The organism is Actinokineospora spheciospongiae, assembly GCF_003182415.1.
GTDB classification, from domain to species: domain Bacteria; phylum Actinomycetota; class Actinomycetes; order Mycobacteriales; family Pseudonocardiaceae; genus Actinokineospora; species Actinokineospora spheciospongiae.
In genome coordinates this window covers 258,272-282,691 of the sequence record NZ_QHCP01000003.1, presented here as the reverse complement: position 1 = coordinate 282,691, position 24,420 = coordinate 258,272, and the positions used below count along the sequence as shown (strand labels likewise).

Annotated in this window: 18 protein-coding genes; 2 read left to right on the top strand and 16 right to left on the bottom strand. The window is 68.7% G+C overall.

Going from position 1 to position 24,420, the window contains the following annotated elements; all coding sequences use genetic code 11:
- Nucleotides 1-10: 10 nt before the first annotated feature.
- The 6 genes from rpsJ to DFQ13_RS08780 all read right to left on the bottom strand — a co-directional run bounded on the left by rpsJ (nucleotide 11) and on the right by DFQ13_RS08780 (nucleotide 6,281).
- Complete coding sequence (rpsJ, locus tag DFQ13_RS08805) at nucleotides 11-316, bottom strand: 30S ribosomal protein S10 (RefSeq protein WP_003938093.1); 306 nt, start codon at nucleotides 314-316, stop codon at nucleotides 11-13.
- A gap of 355 nt (nucleotides 317-671) precedes the next feature.
- Nucleotides 672-1,865 (bottom strand): elongation factor Tu, encoded by a 1,194-nt coding sequence (gene tuf / locus DFQ13_RS08800; RefSeq protein WP_035279517.1) that lies wholly within the window; start codon nucleotides 1,863-1,865, stop codon nucleotides 672-674.
- Between the two features lie 178 nt (nucleotides 1,866-2,043).
- Nucleotides 2,044-4,143, bottom strand: coding sequence for an elongation factor G (gene fusA, locus DFQ13_RS08795; protein ID WP_035279515.1), 2,100 nt, complete (start codon nucleotides 4,141-4,143; stop codon nucleotides 2,044-2,046).
- 73 nt (nucleotides 4,144-4,216) lie between these two features.
- Nucleotides 4,217-4,687 carry a 30S ribosomal protein S7 gene (rpsG, locus tag DFQ13_RS08790; protein WP_035279513.1) on the bottom strand — a complete coding sequence of 157 codons (471 nt, stop codon included), beginning with the start codon at nucleotides 4,685-4,687 and terminating at the stop codon, nucleotides 4,217-4,219.
- 1 nt (nucleotide 4,688) lies between these two features.
- Nucleotides 4,689-5,063, bottom strand: coding sequence for a 30S ribosomal protein S12 (rpsL, locus tag DFQ13_RS08785; protein ID WP_018682837.1), 375 nt, complete (start codon nucleotides 5,061-5,063; stop codon nucleotides 4,689-4,691).
- 483 nt (nucleotides 5,064-5,546) lie between these two features.
- Nucleotides 5,547-6,281, bottom strand: a complete 735-nt coding sequence (locus tag DFQ13_RS08780) for a D-Ala-D-Ala carboxypeptidase family metallohydrolase (protein ID WP_110079467.1) — start codon at nucleotides 6,279-6,281, stop codon at nucleotides 5,547-5,549.
- 425 nt (nucleotides 6,282-6,706) lie between these two features.
- Here DFQ13_RS08780 and DFQ13_RS08775 point away from each other — a divergent pair, with 425 nt between their 5' ends.
- Nucleotides 6,707-7,495: an MHYT domain-containing protein gene (locus tag DFQ13_RS08775; protein WP_110079466.1), complete on the top strand. Its 789-nt coding sequence runs from the start codon at nucleotides 6,707-6,709 to the stop codon at nucleotides 7,493-7,495.
- Nucleotides 7,496-7,555: 60 nt separating this feature from the next.
- Here DFQ13_RS08775 and DFQ13_RS08770 read toward each other — a convergent pair whose 3' ends face one another.
- Entirely contained in the window at nucleotides 7,556-8,341 is a 786-nt protein-coding gene (locus DFQ13_RS08770; RefSeq protein WP_146241173.1) for a DUF7687 domain-containing protein, read from the bottom strand.
- A gap of 200 nt (nucleotides 8,342-8,541) precedes the next feature.
- Between DFQ13_RS08770 and DFQ13_RS08765 the strand changes: the two genes are divergently transcribed.
- Complete coding sequence (locus DFQ13_RS08765) at nucleotides 8,542-9,393, top strand: DNA adenine methylase (RefSeq protein ID WP_052020785.1); 852 nt, start codon at nucleotides 8,542-8,544, stop codon at nucleotides 9,391-9,393.
- A 203-nt stretch (nucleotides 9,394-9,596) separates the two neighbouring features.
- On the opposite strand, the gene DFQ13_RS08760 is transcribed toward DFQ13_RS08765, so the two are convergent.
- From DFQ13_RS08760 to DFQ13_RS08720, 9 genes are all read right to left on the bottom strand, one after another.
- A complete protein-coding gene (locus tag DFQ13_RS08760) occupies nucleotides 9,597-9,851 on the bottom strand; it encodes a hypothetical protein (protein WP_035279504.1) in 255 nt (84 codons plus the stop codon).
- A 102-nt stretch (nucleotides 9,852-9,953) separates the two neighbouring features.
- Nucleotides 9,954-13,853: a DNA-directed RNA polymerase subunit beta' gene (locus DFQ13_RS08755; RefSeq protein ID WP_035279501.1), complete on the bottom strand. Its 3,900-nt coding sequence runs from the start codon at nucleotides 13,851-13,853 to the stop codon at nucleotides 9,954-9,956.
- 103 nt (nucleotides 13,854-13,956) lie between these two features.
- The gene (gene rpoB / locus DFQ13_RS08750) at nucleotides 13,957-17,460 is read right to left on the bottom strand and encodes a DNA-directed RNA polymerase subunit beta (RefSeq protein WP_035279498.1); all 3,504 of its coding nucleotides are present in this window, start codon (nucleotides 17,458-17,460) and stop codon (nucleotides 13,957-13,959) included.
- 331 nt (nucleotides 17,461-17,791) lie between these two features.
- Nucleotides 17,792-18,937 (bottom strand): hypothetical protein, encoded by a 1,146-nt coding sequence (locus DFQ13_RS08745; RefSeq protein ID WP_146241171.1) that lies wholly within the window; start codon nucleotides 18,935-18,937, stop codon nucleotides 17,792-17,794.
- 27 nt (nucleotides 18,938-18,964) lie between these two features.
- Nucleotides 18,965-19,666, bottom strand: a complete 702-nt coding sequence (locus DFQ13_RS08740) for a hypothetical protein (protein ID WP_110079463.1) — start codon at nucleotides 19,664-19,666, stop codon at nucleotides 18,965-18,967.
- Nucleotides 19,667-19,727: 61 nt separating this feature from the next.
- Nucleotides 19,728-20,993: an MCE family protein gene (locus DFQ13_RS08735; RefSeq protein ID WP_110079462.1), complete on the bottom strand. Its 1,266-nt coding sequence runs from the start codon at nucleotides 20,991-20,993 to the stop codon at nucleotides 19,728-19,730.
- Nucleotides 20,993-22,234 (bottom strand): MCE family protein, encoded by a 1,242-nt coding sequence (locus DFQ13_RS08730; RefSeq protein ID WP_110079461.1) that lies wholly within the window; start codon nucleotides 22,232-22,234, stop codon nucleotides 20,993-20,995. Before DFQ13_RS08730 ends, DFQ13_RS08735 begins: the two co-directional genes overlap by 1 nt.
- Nucleotides 22,234-23,430, bottom strand: a complete 1,197-nt coding sequence (locus DFQ13_RS08725; protein ID WP_110079460.1) for an MCE family protein — start codon at nucleotides 23,428-23,430, stop codon at nucleotides 22,234-22,236. Before DFQ13_RS08725 ends, DFQ13_RS08730 begins: the two co-directional genes overlap by 1 nt.
- Nucleotides 23,427-24,419: an MCE family protein gene (locus DFQ13_RS08720; protein ID WP_035279489.1), complete on the bottom strand. Its 993-nt coding sequence runs from the start codon at nucleotides 24,417-24,419 to the stop codon at nucleotides 23,427-23,429. The genes DFQ13_RS08725 and DFQ13_RS08720 overlap by 4 nt, the downstream gene beginning before the upstream one ends.
- Nucleotide 24,420 lies beyond the last annotated feature (1 nt).

The following is a 24,420-nucleotide window of genomic DNA, read 5'->3' as shown; positions in this document are numbered from 1 at the left end:
CGCCGCGCGCTTACTGGATGTTGACGTCGACGCTGGCCGGGAGGTCGATGCGCATCAGCGCGTCGACCGTCTTCGGCGTCGGGTCGAGGATGTCGATCAGACGCTTGTGCGTCCGCATCTCGAAGTGCTCGCGCGAGTCCTTGTACTTGTGCGGCGAGCGGATGACGCAGTACACGTTCTTCTCAGTGGGCAGCGGCACTGGCCCCACGACCCGGGCGCCGGTGCGCGTCACCGTCTCCACGATCTTGCGCGCGGACGCGTCGATCGCCTCGTGGTCGTAGGCCTTGAGCCGAATGCGGATCTTCTGTCCCGCCATGGTGGCTTGCCGTTCCTCTTCTCGTTGCGATCCCGGCGGTCCGTGGAGGACCGGTGCCGCGCCGCTTCCCTGTTCATAGTGTGTGGACCCACCGGCTCCCGGTCCACGAGGTCGGGCGTGTCGCGCCCGATCCGCACACCGGTCCCTTGGACGAACTTCGCTTCCTCGGGCTAACCGTGCATCGTGTCTATCGGCGGAACCCTGTGCTTGGGGACCAGGATTCCGACTTCTCGCGCGGGGCGGCCGGTGGTAGGACCCGGCCGCCCCCGCAACGAGCAACCCATCAAGGATGCCACACCGCGGCGCGGCAAACAAAACCGGGGGGTCGGAGTCGCCTCCGACCCCCCGGGGGGCACTACTTGTTGATCTTGGTGACCCGGCCCGCACCGACGGTGCGGCCACCCTCGCGGATGGCGAAGCGGAGACCCTCGTCCATCGCGATGGGCTGGATGAGGTTCACCGACATGCTGGTGGAGTCACCCGGCATGACCATCTCGGTGCCCTCGGGGAGGGTCACCACGCCGGTCACGTCGGTCGTCCGGAAGTAGAACTGCGGACGGTAGTTGTTGAAGAACGGGGTGTGCCGACCGCCCTCGTCCTTGCTCAGGATGACGACCTGGGCCTCGAACTCGGTGTGCGGGGTGGTGGTGCCCGGCTTCACGATGACCTGGCCGCGCTCGATGTCCTCGCGCTTGATGCCGCGGAGCAGGAGGCCGACGTTGTCGCCCGCCTGGCCCTGGTCGAGCAGCTTGCGGAACATCTCGACACCGGTGACGGTGGTCTTCTGCGCCTTCTCGCGGATGCCGACGATCTCGACTTCCTCGTTGACGTTGACGATGCCGCGCTCGATGCGGCCGGTGGCCACGGTGCCGCGACCGGTGATGGTGAAGACGTCCTCGACCGGCATGAGGAACGGCTTGTCCGTCTCGCGCTCCGGCTGCGGGATGTTCTCGTCCACCGCGTCCATCAGCTCGATGAGGCGGGCGCCCCACTCGGCGTCGCCCTCGAGGGCCTTGAGCGCCGAGACGCGCACGACCGGGAGGTCGTCGCCGGGGAAGTCCTGCGCGGACAGCAGCTCGCGCACCTCGAGCTCGACGAGCTCCAGGATCTCCTCGTCGTCCACCATGTCGGCCTTGTTCAGGGCCACCACGATGTAGGGGACGCCGACCTGGCGGGCCAGCAGCACGTGCTCGCGGGTCTGCGGCATCGGGCCGTCGGTGGCCGCCACGACCAGGATGGCGCCGTCCATCTGGGCCGCACCGGTGATCATGTTCTTCACGTAGTCGGCGTGCCCGGGGCAGTCGACGTGCGCGTAGTGGCGGTTCTCGGTCTGGTACTCGATGTGCGCGATCGAGATGGTGATACCGCGCTGCTTCTCCTCCGGCGCCTTGTCGATCTCGTCGAACGGCGTGAAGGGGTTCAGGTCGGGGTACTTGTCGTGCAGGACCTTCGAGATGGCCGCGGTCAGCGTGGTCTTGCCATGGTCGATGTGACCAATGGTGCCGATGTTGACGTGCGGCTTGGTCCGCTCGAACTTGGCCTTCGCCACTGGACTGTCCTCCTGGACTGGATTTGCTTTCTTCCGCTGCGGGGACGGACGTTATCCGGCCGGCCTCGGAAGCGGCTCATTAGGGTCTGTGCGGACCGGGGGGAACCCCCCGGAGTACCGCACTAAAGTGCGGTGCTCCGGGGAGCAACCCCGCAAACTCGGGGGAGTGAGCGCACGCTCACTCGCCGGTGGCCTTGGCGATGATCTCCCGCGCCACGCTGGCCGGGACCTCGGCGTAGGAGTCGAAGACCATCGAGTAGTTGGCGCGGCCCTGGGTCTTCGACCGCAGGTCGCCCACGTACCCGAACATCTCCGACAGCGGGACCAGGGCCTTCACGATCCGGGCACCGCTGCGCTCCTCCATGGCCTGGATCTGGCCGCGGCGGGAGTTGAGGTCGCCGATGACCTCGCCCATGTAGTCCTCGGGCGTGGTGACCTCGACGGCCATCAGGGGCTCCAGGATGACCGGACCCGCCTTGCGGGCGGCTTCCTTCATCGCCATGGAACCCGCGACCTTGAACGCCATCTCGGACGAGTCGACCTCGTGGTACGCACCGTCGAGCAGGGTCAGCTTCAGGCCCACCAGCGGGTAGCCCGCCAGCACGCCGTACTGCATGGCGTCCTGCGCACCGGCGTCGACCGAGGGGATGTACTCCCTGGGCACGCGGCCACCGGTGACCTTGTTGTCGAACTCGTAGAGCGCGCCGTCCGTGGTGGCCAGCGGCTCCAGCTTGATGACGACCTTCGCGAACTGGCCCGACCCACCGGTCTGCTTCTTGTGGGTGTAGTCCAGCTTCTCGACCGTCTTGCGGATGGTCTCGCGGTAGGCCACCTGCGGCTTGCCGATGTTGGCCTCGACCTTGAACTCGCGCCGCATGCGGTCGACGAGGATGTCGAGGTGCAGCTCGCCCATGCCCGCGATGATCGTCTGGCCGGTCTCCTGGTCCAGGTTGACCTTGAAGGTGGGGTCCTCCTCGGCCAGCTTCTGGATCGCGGTGCCCAGCTTCTCCTGGTCCGCCTTCGTCTTCGGCTCGATGGCCACCTGGATCACGGGGTCCGGGAAGGTCATCGACTCGAGCACGATCGGGTTCGCCGGGTCGCACAGGGTGTCGCCGGTCGTGGTGTCCTTCAGCCCGATCACGGCGTAGATGTGACCGGCGCTGGCGGTGTCGACCGGGTTCTCCTTGTTGGCGTGCATCTGGAACAGCTTCCCGATGCGCTCCTTGCGGTCCTTGGTCGAGTTGATGACCTGCGAACCGGAGGCGAGCTTGCCCGAGTACACCCGGACGTAGGTCAGCTTGCCGAAGAACGGGTGCACGGCGATCTTGAACGCCAGGGCCGAGAACGGCTCCTCGGTGTTCGGCGCGCGGGTCGCCTTGGTCTCGCCGTCGAGCAGCGTGCCCTCGACCGGCGGGACGTCCAGCGGCGCGGGCAGGTAGTCGATCACGGCGTCGAGCATGGGCTGCACGCCCTTGTTCTTGAACGCCGAGCCGCACAGCACCGGGTAGGCGAGCCGACCGGTGACGATCGCGCGGATACCGGTCTTGATCTCCTCGACGGTCAGTTCCTCGCCACCGAGGTACTTCTCCATCAGCGCGTCGTCGGTCTCGGCCACGGCCTCGATGAGCGCCTCGCGGTACTCGGCGGCCTTGTCGGCCAGGTCCGCGGGGATCTCCTCGACGGCGTAGTCCTCGCCCTTCTGGACCTCGCCGCGCCAGGTGAGCGCGCGCATCTCGACCAGGTCGACGACGCCGATGAAGTCGCTCTCGGAGCCGATCGGGAGCTGGATCGGCAGCGGCTTGGCACCGAGGCGCTCGGAGATGGTGCGCACGGTGAAGTAGAAGTCCGCGCCCAGCTTGTCCATCTTGTTGACGAAGCAGATGCGCGGGACGTCGTACTTGGTGGCCTGGCGCCAGACCTGCTCGGACTGGGGCTCGACACCCTCCTTGCCGTCGAAGACCGCGACGGCGCCGTCCAGCACGCGCAGCGAGCGCTCCACCTCGACGGTGAAGTCGACGTGCCCGGGGGTGTCGATGATGTTGATCTGGTGGTTCTTCCAGAAGCAGGTGGTGGCAGCCGAGGTGATCGTGATGCCCCGCTCCTGCTCCTGCTCCATCCAGTCCATGACCGCGGCGCCGTCGTGCACCTCGCCGATCTTGTAGCTGATCCCCGTGTAGAAGAGGATTCGCTCGGTCGTCGTGGTCTTGCCCGCGTCGATGTGGGCCATGATCCCGATGTTGCGGACCTTGGCCAGGTCGGTCAGCACGTCGAGTGCCACGGGTGTGTTCCCCTGTCCTTGATGCAGAGCTACGGCGCCGCTGGGGCCCCGACCGGGTGGCCGAGGCCGGTTCTCACCAGCGGTAGTGGGCGAAGGCCTTGTTGGACTCGGCCATCTTGTGCGTGTCCTCGCGGCGCTTGACGCTGGCGCCAAGGCCGTTCGAGGCGTCGAGCAGTTCGTTCTGCAGGCGCTCGATCATGGTCTTCTCGCGGCGGGCCTGGGAGAAGGACACCAGCCAGCGCAGCGCGAGGGTGGTCGAGCGACCCGGCTTGACCTCGATCGGCACCTGGTAGGTGGCGCCACCGACGCGGCGGGACTTCACCTCGATGGTGGGCTTCACGTTGTCCAGCGCGCGCTTGAGCGTCACCACGGGGTCGGTGCCGGTCTTCTCCCGGGCACCTTCCATCGCCCCGTAGACGATGCGCTCGGCGACCGAGCGCTTGCCGTCCTTGAGGACCTTGTTGATGAGCTGGGTGACCAGCGGCGAGGCGTACACCGGGTCGGAGATAAGCGGCCGCTTAGGGGCCGGTCCCTTGCGGGGCATGTCAGCTCTTCTCCTTCTTCGCGCCGTAGTGGCTGCGCGCCTGCTTGCGGTTCTTCACGCCCTGCGTGTCCAGCGAACCCCGGATGATCTTGTAGCGCACGCCCGGGAGGTCCTTCACACGGCCACCGCGGACGAGCACCATGGAGTGCTCCTGCAGGTTGTGACCCTCACCGGGGATGTACGCCGTGACCTCGATGCCGCTGGTCAGCTTCACGCGAGCGACCTTGCGGAGCGCGGAGTTCGGCTTCTTCGGGGTGGTGGTGTACACGCGGGTGCACACGCCACGCCGCTGCGGGCTCCCCTTGAGAGCCGCAGTCTTCTGCTTGGCGACCTTGTCCTGGCGGCCCTTGCGGACCAGCTGCTGGATCGTGGGCATAGACCGGCTTTCTCTGTTCACTCTCGGCACCCCTGCCGGGCGCCGAAGGCACTGTGTACTTGCGGTTCCTGCTGCTCCGCCCGCCCCCCGAGGTCGGGCGTGTCGCCCGGCCCCGAAGCGCCCGCGGGGTATCACACCATCCCTGCGGGGTTCGGGAGGAACTCCGGCGTGACTGGCAGGAGTCCGATCCCCGACGGTGTGGTTGACACCGGCAGATCACCGACCGCGCGGCACAGGCACACGGACCGACCCGACATGGGTCGGGCACGAGTAGCAAAGATACCCCGACCGTGGACGCGGGGTCAAAACGGGGTGCACTACACCCCGCGGCAACCCCGGGGCGTGCACCGTACAGGGGCGAAACCTGTGGCGTTCACCACAGGGCGCCGCCGGGGTGTCCCCGGCGGCGCCCGTCGAGCAGGTGTTCGAACCCGATCGCACCCGACCGTCCACGGGGAACGCGGGCGCGCGGTGGAACCGTTGTCAGATGCCGCAATTCGGCGCGGACCAAAGCCGCCCGGACCGGTTCGCCAGGTGGGTGTGGTCGTTGTGGTCGGGGTAGCCCGGGCCGAGGATCTCGCTGAACCCGTGGTTGCGCGCCTGCTGCGCCAGCTTGCAGAAGCCGATGCCCCCGGCGCCGAGGTCCGCCGCGTCGCCGTAGAGGTGCCTGCTGCCCGCCGCTCCCCCGACGGCGCTGTTGCAGGCGTAGCTGCGGAAGCCGCCGTTGACGGTGATCGGCCGGTCCCCCAGGGCGTGCCGCATCGCCTGGAGCTTCCACATCGTGACGAGCGCGTTGGCCTTCGCCGTCGCGGCCGAGACCGCCCCGCCGGACCAGGTCGAGTTGCAGCGGTTCAGCTCGGCGTAGGAGAAGTTGACCGGGGTGCAGTCGGAGTCCTCCAGGGAGGACAGCTTGGCGAAGGTCGCCGGACCCGCGACGCCGTCGGCGCCGAGCCCGTAGGCCTGCTGGAACCGGGTCACCGCGGCCTTGGTGCCCGCGCCGAACTGGCCGTCGATGGCCAGCACCGCGCCGTAGCCCGGGTAACCGGACACGCGGATCTGCAGTTGGCGCACGTCCTCCCCGGAGGCACCCTGCGACAGGGAGCGCCCGAAGCCGTAGCAACTCGCCGCCGAGGCCGGGGCGGCGCTGACGGTGAGCACGGAGAGGACGGCGGCGGCGATCAGGGGGACGACGGCTAGGAGCCTGGCCAGTCGCTTCACGGGGGCACCTCCGGGTGGGTGAGTGACACCGGAAGCGTGACGCGGCGGTGAAGTGGCGGTCAACGAATCACAGACCGAATAGGGGCTCGGTGGAGGCCACCCCTGCCGTGGCCGCGCGATGGCGGAGCGGGCCGAACAGGCGGTGGCACAGGAGTCCGGCCCACCTGGATTTCCAGTGCCGGTGTTCGACACTTCGGACCGACAACCGCCGTGTGCCGAATGCCCCGACACCACCCGGCGCAGTCGGTGAGTTTATTTCGCCCCTGTGAACCACGCCTGGCTATTCGAACGTCATCGCAGGTCAGAGCCGTACCGATACCATGATCTCAATGTGAAACAAGTCACAAAGCAACTATTGGCACGTACACACTAAAGCGTGTTCTGCTCCCCGCTATTCATCCCTCCGCGCCTATCGGGGATCGCCCATGGACCACGTGCACCACTTCTCCGCGGGACCGTTCACACCCACCGTCGCCTACGTCCTCTCCGTGGTCGGCTGCTCGCTCGGGCTGCTGAGCATGCAGCGGGCGCGGAACCACCGCGGGTGGCAGAAGGTCTCCTGGCTGGTGCTGGGCGCGGTGTCCATCGGCGGCACCGGGATCTGGGTGATGCACTTCGTGGCGATGCTCGGCTTCGCCGTGGACGGCACCGACATCCGCTACGACCTGGTGCGGACGCTGGTCAGCATGGTGGTGGCGGTGGGGATCGTGCTGCTGGGCCTGGCGGCGGTCAGCTACCGCGAGGTCGGCCGCGTCCGCCTGGCAGGCGCGGGCACCATCACCGGCCTCGGCGTGGCGTCGATGCACTACGTGGGCATCTCGGCGATGCACCTGCGCGGAACGGTCACCTACAACGGCTGGCTGGTGGCGCTGTCGCTGCTGATCGCGGTGGCGGCGGCCACGGCGGCGCTGTGGGCGGCGCTCAACATCCGCGGCGTCCCCGCCACCGCCGGAGCGGCCCTGGTGATGGGCCTGGCGGTCAGCGGCATGCACTACGTGGGCATGGCCGCCATGTCCGTGGAGGTGGACCCGACCACCCCCGCCTCCCTGCCCGGGGTGGGCTCGTACGCGTTCTTCGCTCCCCTGGCCATGATCATCGGCCTGGTCACGGCAGCGTCCCTGCTGACGGTGGCGATCTCCTCCAGCGAGCAGGAGATCGAAGAGGAACTGTGGGTGCAGAGCCAGCTCACCGGCCTGGCGGGCACCCGCGGCTGAGCGCTGCGAACCCAGGTCGCTCGGCGCACTCGCAACGCGAGCTTCCCGAAGGTGATTTCCTCATTGCCGTCGTCCGGCGTGGGGGTGATGCGCACTGCGCGGGACATGCTGAGCGCACAGGCTTTCCATGATCCTCGGCCAGTCGGTGAGCACATCCCTGCCGACGACCAACTCGTCGACGAGTCCGCAGTAGAGCAGGTCGACTGCCCGCCGCAGGTCCGACTGACGCGCCGTCCACTGGTCGCGCCCGTCAAGGATGACATGGTGCTCGACGTGAACGCCGTACTTGTCCTCGAACGCCCGCAGTTCGATACCGACGAGTTGACACTCGTAGATGGCATCGGACATCTTGCTGCCACCACTGGTCTTGCCCCAGTACTCCTTGATCTCCCACAACGCCTTCGGATTGGCGAGACCGGGAAATGCTCCGTCAAGGCGGCGGGGGCTCACCCAGAGGTGATCATCGGCGATCACGGTGGCGCGCTGTTGCGGATTGACGTTCACCGTCCTCCCGTACTGCCCGCAGACCTGGTTCGTCATCGCTTCAACGGTGGCGACGAGCACTTTGGCCGACTGGTGGTGACCAGTCATCTTCGTGCCATAGGTGAGTGCTTCGACACCGAAGAGCCTGCTCAGGTCCATCTTGGCCTCGTCTTCCGTGCGCATGCGAGCCAGCAGGTCGCTCGCCAACTCCGCCCGGAGGTGGAGGTATTCGACCAGCGGCTCCACCAGGTGTTCACGGCCACGGATGTAGGCGTCGAGTCCTGGCGATTTCTGCCCACCCAGGGCTTGTCGGGACGAGAGGATGTCTTCCCTTGAAGGGATTTTCCTCTTGTACACATCCACCAAGATCCGAACGACATGCCAGAACGGATCGTCCCATGATGGGGACGCAAAGTGGTCGGATCGTCGCAATTGGTCCCTCCCGGTGAACCGAAGTGATCGAAGAATTGCCCTGGGGCGCACGCCGCGCATCGGCGATCTCAACGACGTCGAACAGGCTCGCGTTTCGTTCTCCGCACATGACATGGGTTAGGATCTCGCCCATGGCGTCGATACGTCCACAGACGACGAGCAGCACCCGCGGTGAAGGTCGCTCGTTCCTCAAGTGGGCAGGCGGCAAAAGCCGGTACGCAGACCAGTTGATCAAGGCGGCTCCGGCCTACGACGGCTGCTACTGGGAGCCCTTCATGGGCAGCGCCGCCGTGTTCTTCGAGGGCAAGCCCACCAAGGCTGTGCTTTCCGACGCCAATCCGGACCTTGTCGTCTGCTTTTGCGCTGTCGCTCGCGACCCGGAAGCGGTCATGGCCCAGCTCGACACCATGCCGAACACGCGCGAGTACTTCGAAGTGATTCGACGTCAAGACGTCGAAAATCTTTCGGAAATACAGTGCGCCGCGCGTGTCATCTACCTGAACAAGACATCTTTCCGCGGCTTGTGGCGAGTCAACAAAAAAGGTCAGTACAACGTTCCGTACGGGAACTACGATCGACCGTACTACAACCGGGACACCCTCCTCCTCGCGTCGCGCGCATTGAACGGGGTTGAGGTGCGGCACGGCGACTTCGCGGAGTCGCTGAAAAAGGCGTCGGCTGGTGATTGGATTTACCTCGATCCGCCGTACATTCCGGAAGGCGGGTTCTCCGACTTCAAGAGGTACACCTCCGGGCAATTTCACGAAGCTGACCACCAGCGTTTGGCCGAGGCGATGTGGGATGCTGATCGACGTGGAATTTTCCTGATGCTGACAAATAGCGACACAGACACGACCCGGACCATCTTCAAGGGTTTCAACGTGCGGCGGATGGCCACTCGGCGTGACATCAACCTCCAGTCAGCGAAGCGCGGGAGCTGGGATCTCGTTTTCACCAACTACGAGCCGAAGACCGAGCCCTGAACTCTGTTCTGAGCCACTGTCCGCTCATCGCGGTGAAGGCCCCCGGGCGCCCTGAGGTGTCCGGGGGCCTTCACCGCGGTGACCACCACTCGGTCAGCGGTGGTCGCGGCCGAATCGGTACGGACACGGGCAGCAGCGCGCCACAGGGCCTGCGGCGACCGGCACGTGCTGGGCGAGCACGTGCGGGCGACCGCCCTCGGGGATCAGCCCCGCATGTGGTGCTGGGCCGCGCTCTGGATCTCCTGGCGGAGCTGTTCCAGGGATGAGCCGACGTCGTTGAGGAGGCCCTGGGATCGGGAGATGGCGTTCTGGATGCTGTTCGCGCTGCTGGTGTCGCCGAGGATGCCCGCGACCTGGGCCTGGACGTTGACGAGTTCGTTCAACAGTCCCTGGACGTGCGCGGTGGGCAGTTGCTCGGCCAAGCCGAGGAGCTGCTGGGCCTGGTCTTGGATGGTCATTCTCCTGGTGCTCCTGTCCGGCGATCGGTGGGTGTGGCACGAGGGAAGGCCCCGGACACCTCGAGGGTGTCCGGGGCCTTCGCCGTGGGAACTGCTACTCGGTCAGCGGTAGTCGCGGCCGAAGTCGTAGTCGTCGAGCGGGACAGCCGCGCCGGTGCCGGTGCCGAAGACGTCGGGGGTGTAGTACCCGTCGTCGTAGCTGGGGATGGCGTAGGCGGCCACTCGGGCCTCCTCGGTGGGCTGGACCTGGATGTTGCGGTACTTGTTGATGCCGGTACCGGCCGGGATCAGCTTTCCGATGATCACGTTCTCCTTGAGGCCCACCAGCTTGTCGCTGCGACCGTTGATCGCGGCGTCGGTGAGGACCCTGGTCGTCTCCTGGAAGGAGGCGGCCGAGAGCCAGGAGTCGGTGGCCAGGGAGGCCTTGGTGATGCCCATCAGGACCGGGCGGCCGGAGGCGGGCTCGCCGCCGGAGGCCACCACGCGGCGGTTCTCGGACTCGAACTGGGCCCGCTCGATGAGCGCGCCCGGCAGGAACTCCGCGGCACCGCTGTCGAGGATCGTGACCCGGCGCAGCATCTGCCGGACGATGACCTCGATGTGCTTGTCGTGGATGGACACGCCCTGCGCCCGGTACACCTTCTGGACCTCGTCCACCAGGTGCAGTTGGGCCTCGCGGGGACCCATGACCCGCAGCACCTCGTGCGGGTCCCTGGTGCCCTCCAGGAGCTGCTGGCCGACCTTCACGTGGTCACCGTCGGACAGCGGGCCGTCCGGGGTGGCCGCCAGGCGCTGGCGCTTCGACAGCTTCTCGAAGATGATCTCCTCGCTGCCGTCGTCCGGCGTGAGGGTGATCTTCCAGAAGCGGTCGCCGTCCTCGATCCGCACGCGGCCGTCGACGTCGGCGATGGGCGCCTTGCCCTTCGGGACGCGGGCCTCGAACAGCTCCTGGACGCGCGGCAGACCCGTGGTGATGTCGTCGTTGACGACACCGCCCTGCTGGAAGGTGCGCATGGTCAGCTGGGTGCCGGGCTCACCGATCGACTGGGCGGCGACGATGCCGACGGCCTCGCCGATGTCGACCAACTGGCCGGTGGCCATCGAGCGGCCGTAGCAGGTGGCGCAGACGCCGACCGCGGCCTCGCAGGTCAGCACCGAGCGCACCTTGACCTGGGTGACGCCGGAGCCGATCAGCTTCTCGATCGCCGGGTCGCCGAGGTCGTCGGCGCGGTTGAGCAGCACGTTGCCCTCGGCGTCGGTGACGTCGTCGGACACGCAGCGCGCGTAGACCGAGGTCTCCACGTGCTGGTCGCGCAGGACCTTGCCGTCCGCACCGGCCTCGCCCAGCGGCATGATGATGCCCCGGGTGGTGCCGCAGTCGACCTCGCGGACGATGACGTCCTGCGACACGTCCACCAGGCGCCGGGTCAGGTAACCCGAGTCGGCGGTGCGCAGCGCGGTGTCGGCGAGGCCCTTGCGGGCACCGTGCGTGGCGATGAAGTACTCGACCACGGACAGGCCCTCGCGGAAGTTCGCCTTGATCGGCCGGGGGATGAACTCACCGCGCGGGTTGGTCACCAGGCCGTTCATGCCCGCGAGCTGCCGGATCTGGGTCATGTTGCCCGCCGCGCCCGACTTGACGATCGTCGGGATCGGGTTGTCGTCCGGGAAGTTCTCCTCCATGGCCTTGGCGACGTCCTCGGTCGCGTTCGACCACACCTTGACCAGCTCGTTGTTCCGCTCGGTCGAGGAGAGCTGGCCGCGCTGGTAGCGCTTCTCGACGATGTCGGCCTTCTTCTCGTACTCGTCGAGGATGCCCTTCTTGGCGGGCGGCACGATGACGTCCGAGATGGCGATGGTGACACCCGAGCGGGTCGCCCAGTAGAAGCCCGCGTCCTTGAGCTTGTCCAGCGTCCGCGCCACGGTGACCATCGGGTACCGCTCGGCGAGGTCGTTGACGATCGCGGCCTGCCGCTTCTTCGGCATCGGCTCGTTCATGAACGGGTAGTCCGCGGGCAGCAGCTCGTTGAACAGCACCCGGCCCAGGGTGGTGCTCGCCAGCCACGGCTGACCCGGTGCCCAGTCCTCGGGCGCCATGCCCGGGCCCGGGTTGCGGTCGCTGATGCGGATCTTCACCGCGGACTGCAGGCCGATCACGCCGCGGTCGAAGGCCATGATGGCCTCGGCCGGGGACGAGAACGCCAGGCCCTCGCCGACGCCACCCTCCTTGGGGCGGGTCAGGTGGTAGATGCCGGTCACCATGTCCAGGCGGGGCATCGCCAGCGGGCGACCCGACGCCGGGGACAGGATGTTGTTCGACGACAGCATCAGGATGCGGGCCTCGGCCTGCGCCTCGGCCGACAGCGGCAGGTGGACCGCCATCTGGTCACCGTCGAAGTCCGCGTTGAACGCCTCGCAGACCAGCGGGTGGAGCTGGATGGCCTTGCCCTCGACGAGCTGCGGCTCGAACGCCTGGATGCCGAGGCGGTGCAGGGTGGGCGCGCGGTTGAGCATCACCGGGTGCTCGGTGATGACCTCCTCCAGCACGTCCCACACGGCCGGGCGGGCGCGCTCGACCATGCGCTTGGCCGACTTGATGTTCTGCGCGTGGTTGAGGTCGACCAGCCGCTTCATCACGAACGGCTTGAACAGCTCCAGCGCCATCGCCTTGGGCAGGCCGCACTGGTGCAGCTTGAGCTGCGGGCCGACCACGATGACCGAACGGCCGGAGTAGTCGACGCGCTTGCCGAGCAGGTTCTGGCGGAACCGGCCCTGCTTGCCCTTGAGCAGGTCGGACAGCGACTTGAGCGGGCGGTTGCCCGGCCCGGTCACCGGGCGACCGCGGCGGCCGTTGTCGAACAGCGCGTCGACGGCCTCCTGCAGCATCCGCTTCTCGTTGTTGACGATGATCTCGGGCGCGCCGAGGTCGATCAGCCGCTTGAGGCGGTTGTTGCGGTTGATGACCCGGCGGTACAGGTCGTTGAGGTCCGAGGTGGCGAAGCGGCCACCGTCGAGCTGCACCATCGGGCGCAGGTCCGGCGGGATGACCGGGACGCAGTCGAGGACCATGCCCATCGGCGAGTTGCGGGTCGCCTGGAACGCCGCGACGACCTTGAGCCGCTTGAGCGCGCGGAGCTTCTTCTGCCCCTTGCCGTTGCGGATGGTGTCGCGGAGGTTGACCGCCTCGGCGTCGACGTCGAAGTCGCGGGCCAGGGTCTGGATGGCCTCGGCGCCCATCGAGCCGGTGAAGTAGTCGCCGTAGCGGTCGACCAGCTCGCGGTAGAGCATCTCGTCGGCGATGAGCTGCTTGATGTCGAGCTTGGTGAAGGTCGTCCAGATCTCGTCGAGCCGGTCCAGCTCGCGCTGGGCGCGGTCGCGGAGCTGGCGCATCTCCCGCTCGCCGCCCTCCTTGACCTTGCGGCGGACGTCGGACTTGGCGCCCTCGGCCTCGAGCTGGGCCAGGTCGGCCTCGAGCTTCTGCGCGCGGGCCTCGATGTCGGCGTCGCGCTTGTTCTCGACCTGCTTGCGCTCGACGCCCATCTCGGAGTCGAGGGTCGGCAGGTCGTTGTGGCGCAGCTCGGTGTTCACCGTGGTGATCACGTACGCGGCGAAGTAGATGATCTTCTCGAGATCCTTCGGCGCGAGGTCGAGCAGGTAGCCCAGGCGGCTGGGGACACCCTTGAAGTACCAGATGTGGGTGACCGGCGCGGCCAGCTCGATGTGGCCCATCCGCTCGCGGCGCACCTTGGCGCGGGTGACCTCGACGCCGCAGCGCTCGCAGATGATGCCCTTGAAGCGCACGCGCTTGTACTTGCCGCAGTAGCACTCCCAGTCCCGGGTGGGACCGAAGATCTTCTCGCAGAAGAGCCCGTCCTTCTCCGGCTTGAGCGTGCGGTAGTTGATCGTTTCCGGCTTCTTCACCTCGCCGAAGGACCACTGGCGGATGTCGTCGGCGGTGGCGAGGCCAATGCGGAGCTCATCGAAGAAGTTGACGTCCAGCACGTCTGTTCTTCTCCCCTTCTTGGTTACAGCACGTAAATGGGGGGATCAGTGCCTGACCCGCCGGGGAGGGGTTTCCGGTCCCTCCCCGGCGGTGACGGCTAGATCAATTGACGACGTCGTCCACCGACGGCGACTCGTTGCGCGAGAGGTTGATGCCCAGGTTCGCGGCGGCGCGCTCCAGGTCCTCGTCGTCCCCGTCGCGCATCTCGATCGCGGCACCGTCGCTGGAGAGGACCTCCACGTTCAGGCACAGCGACTGGAGCTCCTTGAGGAGCACCTTGAACGACTCCGGGATGCCCGGCTCGGGGATGTTCTCGCCCTTGACGATCGCCTCGTAGACCTTGACCCGGCCCAGGACGTCGTCGGACTTGATGGTGAGCAGCTCCTGCAGGGTGTACGCGGCGCCGTAGGCCTGCATCGCCCAGCACTCCATCTCACCGAAGCGCTGGCCACCGAACTGGGCCTTGCCGCCGAGCGGCTGCTGGGTGATCATCGAGTACGGGCCGGTCGAGCGGGCGTGGATCTTGTCGTCGACCAGGTGCAGCAGCTTGAGGATGTACATGTAGCCGACCGAGACCGGGTACGGGTACGGCTCGCCGCTGCGGCCGTCGAAGAGCTGCGCCTTGCCGTCCTCCTTGACCATCCGCTCGCCGTCGCGGTTGGGGCGGGTCGAGGCGAGCAGGCCGGTCAGCTCGTTCTCCCGGACGCCGTCGAACACCGGGGTGGCGGTGTTCGTGCCCGGGGCGACGTCGCGCAGGTCCTCCGGCATCAGGGCCGCCCACTCGGGGTCGCCCTCCACCTTCCAGCCCTGCTTGGCGATCCACCCGAGGTGGCTCTCCAGGATCTGGCCGATGTTCATCCGTCGCGGGACACCGTGGGTGTTCAGCACGACGTCGACCGGGGTGCCGTCGGCGAGGAACGGCATGTCCTCGACGGGGAGGATCTTGCCGATGACGCCCTTGTTGCCGTGGCGGCCCGCGAGCTTGTCGCCGTCCTGGATCTTGCGCTTCTGGGCCACGTAGACGCGGACCAGCTCGTTGACGCCGGGGGGCAGCTCGTCCTCGTCCTCGCGGGAGAACACCCGGATGCCGATGACCTTGCCGGTCTCGCCGTGCGGGACCTTGAGCGAGGTGTCGCGGACCTCGCGCGCCTTCTCGCCGAAGATCGCGCGGAGCAGCCGCTCCTCCGGGGTCAGCTCGGTCTCGCCCTTGGGGGTGACCTTGCCGACCAGGATGTCGCCCGCGCCGACCTCGGCACCGATGCGGATGATGCCGCGCTCGTCGAGGTCGGCCAGGACCTCCTCGGAGACGTTCGGGATGTCCCGGGTGATCTCCTCGGCGCCGAGCTTGGTGTCGCGCGCGTCGATCTCGTGCTCGTCGATGTGGATCGAGGTGAGCACGTCGTCCTGCACGAGGCGCTGCGACAGGATGATCGCGTCCTCGTAGTTGTGGCCCTCCCACGGCATGATCGCCACGAGCAGGTTCTTGCCCAGCGCCGTCTCGCCGTTCTCGGTGCACGGGCCGTCGGCGATGACCTGACCGGCCTCGACGCGGTCGCCCTCGGAGACGATCGGCTTCTGGTTGATGCAGGTGCCCTGGTTGGACCGGCGGAACTTGTGCATCCCGTAGGTCTGGCGGGTGCCGTCGTCGGCCATCACCGTGATGAAGTCCGCGGACAGCTCCTCGATGACCCCGGTCTTCCCGGCGACGACCAGGTCGCCGCCGTCGACCGCGGCGCGCAGCTCCATGCCGGTGCCGACCAGCGGGGACTCGCTGCGCAGCAGCGGCACCGCCTGGCGCTGCATGTTGGCGCCCATGAGCGCGCGGTTCGCGGCGTCGTGCTCGAGGAACGGGATCATCGCCGTGGCGACGGAGACCATCTGCCGGGGCGAGACGTCCATGTAGTCGACGTCGAAGGGCTCGATGAACTCGACGTCGCCACCCTTCTTGCGGACCAGGACGCGGTCCTCGGCGAAGTGGTTCTGCTCGTCGAGCGAGGCGTTGGCCTGCGCGATGACGTGCCGGTCCTCCTCGTCCGCGGTCAGGTAGTCGATCTGGTCGGTGACCTGGCCCTCGACGACCTTGCGGTACGGCGTCTCGATGAAGCCGAACGGGTTGACCCGCGCGTAGCACGACAGCGAGCCGATCAGGCCGATGTTCGGGCCCTCGGGCGTCTCGATCGGGCACATGCGGCCGTAGTGGCTGTGGTGGACGTCGCGGACCTCCATGCCCGCGCGCTCACGCGAGAGGCCACCCGGGCCCAGCGCGGACAGGCGGCGCTTGTGGGTCAGGCCGTCGACCGGGTTGGTCTGCTGCATGAACTGCGAGAGCTGCGAGGTGCCGAAGAACTCCTTGATCGCGGCCACCACCGGGCGGATGTTGATCAGGGTCTGCGGCGTGATCGCCTCGACGTCCTGGGTGGTCATCCGCTCGCGGACCACGCGCTCCATGCGGGAGAGGCCGACCCGGATCTGGTTCTGGATCAGCTCGCCGACGGTGCGCAGGCGGCGGTTGCCGAAGTGGTCGATGTCGTCGACCTCGACCGGGATGGTGACCGCGTTCTCGCCCTGGCCGACCGTCATCTCGGTGTCACCGGCGTGCAGGCGGACCAGGTACTCGATCGTGGTGACGATGTCGTCCTCGGTCAGCACGCCGGTCTTCGTCGGCAGCGACAGGCCCAGCTTCTTGTTGACCTTGTACCGGCCGACCTTGGCCAGGTCGTAGCGCTTGTCCTTGAAGAACAGGTTCTCCAGCAGGGTCTGCGCCGACTCCTTCGTCGGCGGCTCGCCGGGGCGCAGCTTGCGGTAGATGTCGAGCAGGGCCTCGTCGGTGCCCGCGGTGTGGTCCTTGTCGAGGGTGGCGATGAGCGTCTCGGAGAAGGAGAAACGCTCGCGGATCGCCTCGGTCGACCAGCCCAGCGCCTTGAGCAGCACGGTGACCGGCTGGCGGCGCTTGCGGTCGATGCGCACCCCGACGGTGTCGCGCTTGTCGACGTCGAACTCCAGCCACGCGCCGCGGCTGGGGATGACCTTGACCGAGAAGACGTCCTTGTCGGTCGTCTTGTCGATGTTGGTGTCGAAGTAGACACCCGGGGACCGGACGAGCTGGGAGACCACGACACGCTCGGTGCCGTTGATGATGAAGGTGCCCTTGTCGGTCATGACCGGGAAGTCACCCATGAACACCGTCTGGCTCTTGATCTCGCCGGTGGTGTTGTTGGTGAACTCGGCCGTGACGAACAGCGGCGCCGCGTATGTCATGTCCTTGTCCTTGCACTCCTCGACGGAGGCCTTGACCTCGTCGAAGCGCGGGTCGGAGAAGGACAGGGACATCGAACCGGAGAAGTCCTCGATCGGGGAGAGCTCGTTGAGGACCTCTTCGAGGCCACCGGTGGGGGTCTCCTCACCGGCGTCGACGCGGCGCTGGAACCACGCCTCGTTGCCGGTGAACCACTCGAACGACTGAATCTGCAGATCCAGCAGGTTGGGCGTGACCAGGGGCTCGCGGATCTTCGAGAAGGAGACCCGAAGAGGGGCGCCCGGAATACCCGGGTTCGACGCAGTGGAGTTGGTCGCAGCAGTGGCCTTGGTCGCGCGGGAGATCGCCAAGATGCGTCCTTCCAGGACTATGAGCGGTTGGCAGCCGCGTTAGCAACAGTCAACGCGGCTGTCAAGGGTGCCGTGGTGCCCAACATCCTAGCTCTTGGCAAAGGGCGTGCGGAAAGTGGGCAGCGCAAAGGGGCAGTCTAGCCACTAGATGGGCGACTGTCGAGGCCCGCTGTGCAATCGGTGCTCCCACTCGTTCCGTGCTGGGTAACAGCCTGACCCCGAGCGGTCGCTGAGTCAAGGTGCCACGCCAACCAGACCACTTTTGCAGCAGTGTGCGATCACTCACCGATTACGGTGTGACCTGGGGAAACACGCACCGCACCCGGACGGCTCAGCAGTTGGCCGTGCTCTGCCCGCCGGGCAGCGGCTGGTTGAGCATGTCGAAGGCAGTGATCTTCCAGACATCGCCGTCCGCGCGCGCCCGGACGGCGAACTGGGCCCCGCTGGCGACGGTCTGGCCCTCCGCGCCCGCCGTGGCGGCGGCGCGGGTGGTGGTCTGGTCGACGAAGACCAGCGCCTCGGCCTCGGACCCGCGCAGCGACACCACGCCGATGTCGCGCACCTTGGTCGACAGGACGAGCTTCTCCTGCGGGGCGAGCTCGCGGATCTTGCCGTAGAGGGCGTTGTAGTCGCAGACCGCGCGGTCGGTGAGGGTCTCCTGGACGGCCTTGGCGGTGGCGTCGAGGTCGGCGAAGTTGTAGGACAGCGTGCGCTCGATGGCGGACTTGAGCTTGTTCTTGAGCTCCTCGGTGGCCCGCACGTCGGTGACCGCGCTGTTGTCGGCGTCGGCGCCCGCGGTCAGCGAGTCGGACTTGCCCTTGAACCACAGCGCCAGACCGGCCAGGACCAGGGCGACGACGGCCAGCACGATGGCGGCGTTCATCCCGGACCCGGCGGCGTTCCGGGACGGCTTGCGGGGCTTGCGAGCGGCGGCGGCGGGCCGCTCGCGGGTGTCCTCGCGCCGGTCGCCCACCAGGGAACTCTCGGCCTTGCGCTTGCCCGCGGGCCTGCGGCCGGGCGTCGGGCGGTCGGCGGTCGCCGGGGCGGCCTTCGCCTTCGGCCCGACCGCGGCGGTCTTCGCCGCCTGCTCGGCGGTGGTGCTCGTGGCGACCTCGGCGGCTCCGGTGCCCGCGCGCGACCCGGCGGTGGTGCCCGGCTCGGCGGTGCGGGACTCGGCGGTGCGGGACTCGGTGGTGCGGGACTCGGTGGTGTCGTCGGCCGGGGTCTCGGCGGCCGGGGCACCGAGCACGCCGCCGGTCACCGCGGAGGCGGGTTCGGCGGCCTCGTCGACGTCGGTCGCCCGGTCGGCGGGGTGCGGGCCGGTCTCGGCGGCCGGGGTCGACGCCGTGAGGTCCGCGGGGTCGACCAGCGGGCCCTCGGCGGCCTCGTCGGCGGGGGTGGCGGGCCTGCGCAGACCGGCCACCCTGGGGCGGCGGGCGGGCGGGGTCGCCGGGCGGCGGCGCGGAGGCGTGGGCACTGCGGGTCCTCTCGACGGGCTCTCGGCTCAGCTTGCGGGGGTGAACGGCACCGTGTCGATCCCGGTGAGCTTCCAGCCGGTGTCGGTGCGCAGCAGGGTGCTCTGCAGGCGCAGGTAGTCGGTGGTGGTCTCGCCGCCCTCCGGGATCGTCTCCCGGACCAGCGCGGTCATCACCTGGGCGGTGCCGTCGCGGTCGTTGAGCTGGGTCACCGCGGACTTGAGGACCTTGGCAGTGGTGCTCTTCTTGGTCGACTCGATGGTGGACTTGCTCGTGGCGCGCCCGTTGCGGATGTTGTCGTGCAGCTCGCCGGTGGAGGCGGCCTCCCAGCGGTCCAGGCCCTCGTCGACCCTGCGGTGGTCCAGGGTGTTGAAGGTGACCACCGCGGCGTCGGCGACCCGGGACACCTCGTCGCGGGTGCGGTCGAGCGCCAGGTCCTCGTCGCCCGCGGCGCGGGCCCAGGAAATGCCGAACCAGGCCGCGAAGACCAGCGCGACGGCGGCCAGCGCGCCCGCGCCGAGCAGGACCGGGTTGGGGCCGCGCCGCGCGGGTCCGTCCGCCGTGGACGCGGTGGCGCCGGTTCGCTCGGACTCGGCCCGCTCGTCGTCGTCGGCCTCGGGAACCAGGTCTGGGGAAAGCGCGGGCGGCTCCTCGCGGGTGCCGTCGCGGTCGGCGGTCTCCGCGTCCGCGATCTCGGCGCCGGGGTCGTCGCGCTCGTCCTTACTGGTCATGGCGCTCCAGGGTAGAGGGTGGCCGGTCAGGTCCGCGTTTGACTCCCCGGTGGCAAAGCGCTCAGCCGCCCAGGCCGAGCAGGCCCGCGAGCGAGGGCGGGCTGGGACTGCCCGGCTGACCCACGGTGCCCGGCAGGTTCGCCGCCGCCATCGCCGCCAGTTGCTCCCGCGACCGGTCCTGGTTGGCCGCGATGTCCCCCGGGCTCGGCGTGGTCGGGCTGCCGCCGAACGGGGCGTTCTGCGAGCCGCGCACGTTGATCGGGCTGCCCAGCGGTTCGGCGCAGTAGGCGGCGGTGTTCTCCGCGATCGGCGCCGCGTCGGTGCCCGCGCGCCTGGTCGTGCCCTCGTAGCCCTTGGTGCACGGCGGCGGGTCGAACAGGTTGAGCGCCAGGCCCAGGTGGGCGGTGCCGTCGCCGGGGGCGACCGTCTTCGGGCCGACCGCCAGCACCGGGTAGACCACCAGCGCCAGCTCGATCCCGTCGACCCGGGCGCGGAGGATGTCCGAGGTGGTCAGCAGGTTCGCGGTGAGCACGCCCAAGCCCTGCCCGGACTCGCGCAGCAGGTTGACCACCGAGTCGGCGGCGGCCGGGGTGTTGGCGATCAGCGTGCGCAGCGCCGGGTCGGACGCCTTGAGCTGCGCGGTCACCTCGGCCAGGTCCGCGGCGAAGGACTTGATGTTGCCGGAGTTCGCCGCCTGGGTGTCCAGGACGGTGTTGCCGTCCTGGATCAGCTTGATCGTCTCCGGCAGGTTCTCCTTGGCCGCCCTGGTGAACTCGCTCGCCGTGTCGAGCAGGACCTGCAGGTCGGGGCCGGTGCCGGTGAACGCCTTGTCCAGCTCGTCGACGACGGTGCGCAGCGAGTCGGTGGGGACCGAGCGCGCCAGGCCGTCCAGGTCGCGGATGACGGTGTCGGTGCTGACCGGGGTCCTGGTCCGGTCGGCGGGGATCAGGGACCCCTCCCGCAGCACCTCGCCGCCGTCGTGGCGCGGGCGCAGGTCGACGAACTGCTCGCCGACCGCGGACCGGTTGGCCACCAGGGCGTCGAGGTCGGCGGGGATGTCGGGGGCGGACGGCTCGATGTCGAGGTCGACCTCCATGCCCCCGGGGGTCAGCCGGATCTCCCCCACCCGGCCCACGTTCACGCCGCGGTAGGTGACCTCGGCGTTGGTGAAGATGCCGCCGGACTCGACCAGTTCCATCCGCACCCGGTAGCCCTCGGAGCCGAAGGCGCGGCCGAGGTCGGTGAACCGGAACAGGGCGTAGACCACCGCCACGACCGCGATGACCGCGAACGCGATGAGCTGCCTGCGGACCGTCGTGGTGAGCATCAGGCACCGCCTCCGAGCAGGGAGTCGAGCAGGCCGGGCAGGCCGGTCCGCGCGGGGGTGGGCGGCGCGCCCGCCGCGGGCGGGGCGGTGGGGGTGCCGAGGCCGGGCAGTGGGGGCAGCGGCAGCAGGGGCGGCGCCGAGGTGCCGGGGGTGGCGCCGGTCCCGGCGGGCGGGGCGGGAGTGCCGCCGATGCCGGGGATGAGGCTGTCGAGCGGGTTCTGCCGGGACCGGCCGAGGTTGTCCAGGACGTTCGACAGGTTCAGGTCGATGTCGGCGTAGATGTTGAAGTAGTCGCCCTTGACGCCCGCGACCGCCGCGTCGGTGAACGGGAAGGTGATCAGCAGCTCCAGCGACTTGGGCAGGTCGTTGCCCGCCTCGCCCAGCTTGAGCAGCGTCGGGGTGAGTGCCTTGAGGTCGGCGACCAGGTCGGCCTGGCTGCGGTTGACCGTGTCGACCGCCACCCCGGAGAGCGAGTCGAGGCTCTGCAGCATGGTCACAAGCTGCTCGCGCTGGTCGGTGAGGACCTTCAGGCCGGGGCCGATGCCGTCGATCACGCCGACGATCCGGTCGCGCTGGCCGTTGAGGGTCATCGCCAGGCGGTTGATGCCGTCGATGGCCCTGGTGATGTCGGCCTTGCCCGCGTCGAGGGTGGTGACCGCGCTGTTGACGTTGTCCAGCAGCGCGCGGATGTCGGTCTCGCGGCCCTCGGTGGCCTTGTTCAGCTCCCGGGTGATGTCGCGCAGTTGCTCGACGCCGCCGCCGTTGAGCAGCAGCGACAGCGCGCCCAGGACCTCTTCGACCTCGGTGTTGCGGTTGGTGCGGCCGACCGGGATGACCGCCCCGTCGGCGAGCCTGCCATCCGCCGCGGTGCCGGTGGGGGGCGCGGCCAGTTCCACGTACTTCTCGCCGAGCAGGCTGGACTGGCGCAGCTTGGCCGAGGCGTTGGCGGGCAGGTCGACGTCGCCGCGGACCAGCAGGGTCACCTCGGCGGTCCAGCCGTCGGCGGCGAAGCCGACCGAGTCGACCCGGCCGACGGCGACCTCGTCGACCTTGACCGCGGACTGCGGGACCAGGTCGAGCACGTCGCGGAACTCGACCTTCACCGTGTACGGGTGGTCGCCGAGGTCGGCGCCGCCGGGCAGCGGCAGGTCGTAGACGCCGGTGAACCCGCACCCGGAGGCGGTGAGCACGACCGCGCCCACCGCGGCGGCCACCCTGGTGGCCAGTGCCCTGGCGCCCATCACTGGCCTCCCGTGGTGCCGAAGACCTGGCCCGCGAGCGGCAGCGGCAGCGACGGCAGCCGCCCGCTCTGCAGGTCGGAGATGATCTGCGCGGGCGTGGGCAGCGGCACCAGGCCCTGCACGATCGGGGCGAGCTGGTCGCAGGCGTCGGCCAGCGTGGTGGGCAGCCCGGTGGGGGTGCCCTGCCGGACCAGCTTGCACAGGGTGACGATCACCGGCTGGGTCAGCTCGTTGATGTTGGCCCTGGCGTCGAGGGTGCCGGACGCGGCGTTGTAGGTGTTGTAGACGTTGCCCAGCGCCAGCGGGGCGATGTCGAGGGTTTCGGCCAGCGCGGCCCGCTGGTCGGTGAGCACCTGGGTCACCGAGGCCAGCTTGTCCACGTTGGACCGGATGCGGCCGCGGTTGTCGTTGATGAACTGCTGCACCACGCCGAGGGACCGGCCGAGCTGGTCGACCGAGGCGCCGAGGTTGCCCTTCTCGGCCGCCAGGAACTCGCTGACCTGGGCGAGCTGCCTGCTGAACAGGTTCACCTGCTCGTCGCTGCCCGCCAGCGCGGTGGTGAACCTCTGGAGGTTGTCCACGGTGGCGAACAGGTCGGTGGAGTTGCCCGACAGGGTGCTGGAGAGCTGACCGAGCTGCTTGATCGTGTCGTTGAGGGCCTGCCCGTTGCCGCCGAGGTTGGTCGCGGCGGTGGTGAGCAGGTCCGACAGCGCGCCGTTCTTGTTGGCCCCGTTCGGGCCGAGGGTTTCGCTGACCCTGGTGAGGCTGGCGTAGAGGTCGTCGACCTCCAGCGGGGTGGAGGTGCGCTCGCGCGGGATGACCGCGCCGGTCGCCATGACCGGGCCCGCGGTGTAGGCGGGGGCGAGCTGGACGTAGCGGTCGGACACCAGCGACGGCGCGACGATGAGCGCCTGCGCCTCGGCGGGCACGTCGACGGTCCGGTCCACCAGCACCTCGACCTCGACCACGTCCCCGCGCGGGGTGATCTTGTCGACGGTGCCGACCTTGACGCCCAGCACCCGCACGTCGTTGTCCTCGTAGAGGCCGACGACGCCGGGGAACACGGCCGTGTAGCGCTTCTCGTTCGGCTCCCGCAGCAGCCACCACAGCGCCGCCGCGACGAGGAGGCCGAGCACGCAGGCGAGGGCGACGGTGCGGGACAGGTCGCGGCCGAACTTGCTGGAGAAGGTGCTCATTTCGGGTCCCCCAGGCAGCCGGAGCTGTTGATCGGGCCGAGCGAGGGCGGCAGCAGGCCGCAGAGGTAGGCGTCGAACCACCGGCCGTTGCCCAGGACGTTGTTGAACTGCCTGGCGAACGGGGCGAACTTCTCGATCCCCTCGGCCAGCGAGGTCTGGTTGCGCTGGAGCATGGCGGTGAGCTGGTCGAGGCCGGTCAGCACCGGGCCGAGCTGGGCCTGGTTGTCGGAGACGAGCCCGGACAGCTCCCGCGACAGCGCCTGGGTGCCGGTGAGCAGCGCGTCGATGGCCTTCTTGCGGGCGTTGACCTCGTCGAGCAGCAGGTTCCCGTCGGTGATCAGCTTGACCACCTGGGCGTCGCGGTCGGCGAGGGTCTGGCTGAACTGCCGGGTGTTGCCGAGCAGCACCGACAGCTCCCGGTCGCGCGAGGAGATCGTCTTCGACAGCGCCTGCAACCCGGTCAGCGCGCCCTTCACGTCGTCCGGGGTGTCGGCGAAGGTCTCGGTGATGACCTCGAAGCTCTGCGCGAGCTGGGTGGTGTTGATCTCGTTGGTGGTCTCGGCCAGCCCGCGGAAGGCCTCCAGCACGTCGTACGGGGCGGTGGTGCGCTCGCGCGGGATGCGGGTGCCCGGGTCGAGCACCTCGGTGCCGTCGGGTTCGAGGGAGAGGAACTTCTGCCCCAGCAGCGTCTTGATCCTGATGTCGGCGCGGGTGCGGTCGCCGATCCAGGCGTCCTTGACCTTGAAGCTGACCACCACCCGGTCGTGGTCGAGGTCGATGTCGGACACCTGGCCGACCTTGATCCCGGCGACCCGGACCTCGTCGTCGGCCTGCAGGCCGGAGGCCTCGCTGAACTCGGCGCTGTAGGTGGTGCCGCCGCCGATGACCGGCAGGTCGTCGGAATAGATGGCCGCGGTCAGGACCAGGCCGATGGTCAGCAGGCTGACCAGGCCGATCGGGATCGGGTTGCGCTGGCGGAAGGGCTTCATC

Coding starts and splice junctions, on each gene's coding strand:
- DFQ13_RS08735 (WP_110079462.1), bottom strand. CDS start 20,993: ATGCTCACCACGACGGTCCGCAGGCAGCTCATCGCGTTCGCGGTCATC.
- DFQ13_RS08730 (WP_110079461.1), bottom strand. CDS start 22,234: ATGGGCGCCAGGGCACTGGCCACCAGGGTGGCCGCCGCGGTGGGCGCG.
- DFQ13_RS08725 (WP_110079460.1), bottom strand. CDS start 23,430: ATGAGCACCTTCTCCAGCAAGTTCGGCCGCGACCTGTCCCGCACCGTC.
- DFQ13_RS08765 (WP_052020785.1), top strand. CDS start 8,542: ATGGCGTCGATACGTCCACAGACGACGAGCAGCACCCGCGGTGAAGGT.
- rpsJ (WP_003938093.1), bottom strand. CDS start 316: ATGGCGGGACAGAAGATCCGCATTCGGCTCAAGGCCTACGACCACGAG.
- rpsL (WP_018682837.1), bottom strand. CDS start 5,063: ATGCCCACGATCCAGCAGCTGGTCCGCAAGGGCCGCCAGGACAAGGTC.
- DFQ13_RS08760 (WP_035279504.1), bottom strand. CDS start 9,851: ATGACCATCCAAGACCAGGCCCAGCAGCTCCTCGGCTTGGCCGAGCAA.
- DFQ13_RS08720 (WP_035279489.1), bottom strand. CDS start 24,419: ATGAAGCCCTTCCGCCAGCGCAACCCGATCCCGATCGGCCTGGTCAGC.
- rpsG (WP_035279513.1), bottom strand. CDS start 4,687: ATGCCCCGCAAGGGACCGGCCCCTAAGCGGCCGCTTATCTCCGACCCG.
- DFQ13_RS08740 (WP_110079463.1), bottom strand. CDS start 19,666: ATGACCAGTAAGGACGAGCGCGACGACCCCGGCGCCGAGATCGCGGAC.
- DFQ13_RS08775 (WP_110079466.1), top strand. CDS start 6,707: ATGGACCACGTGCACCACTTCTCCGCGGGACCGTTCACACCCACCGTC.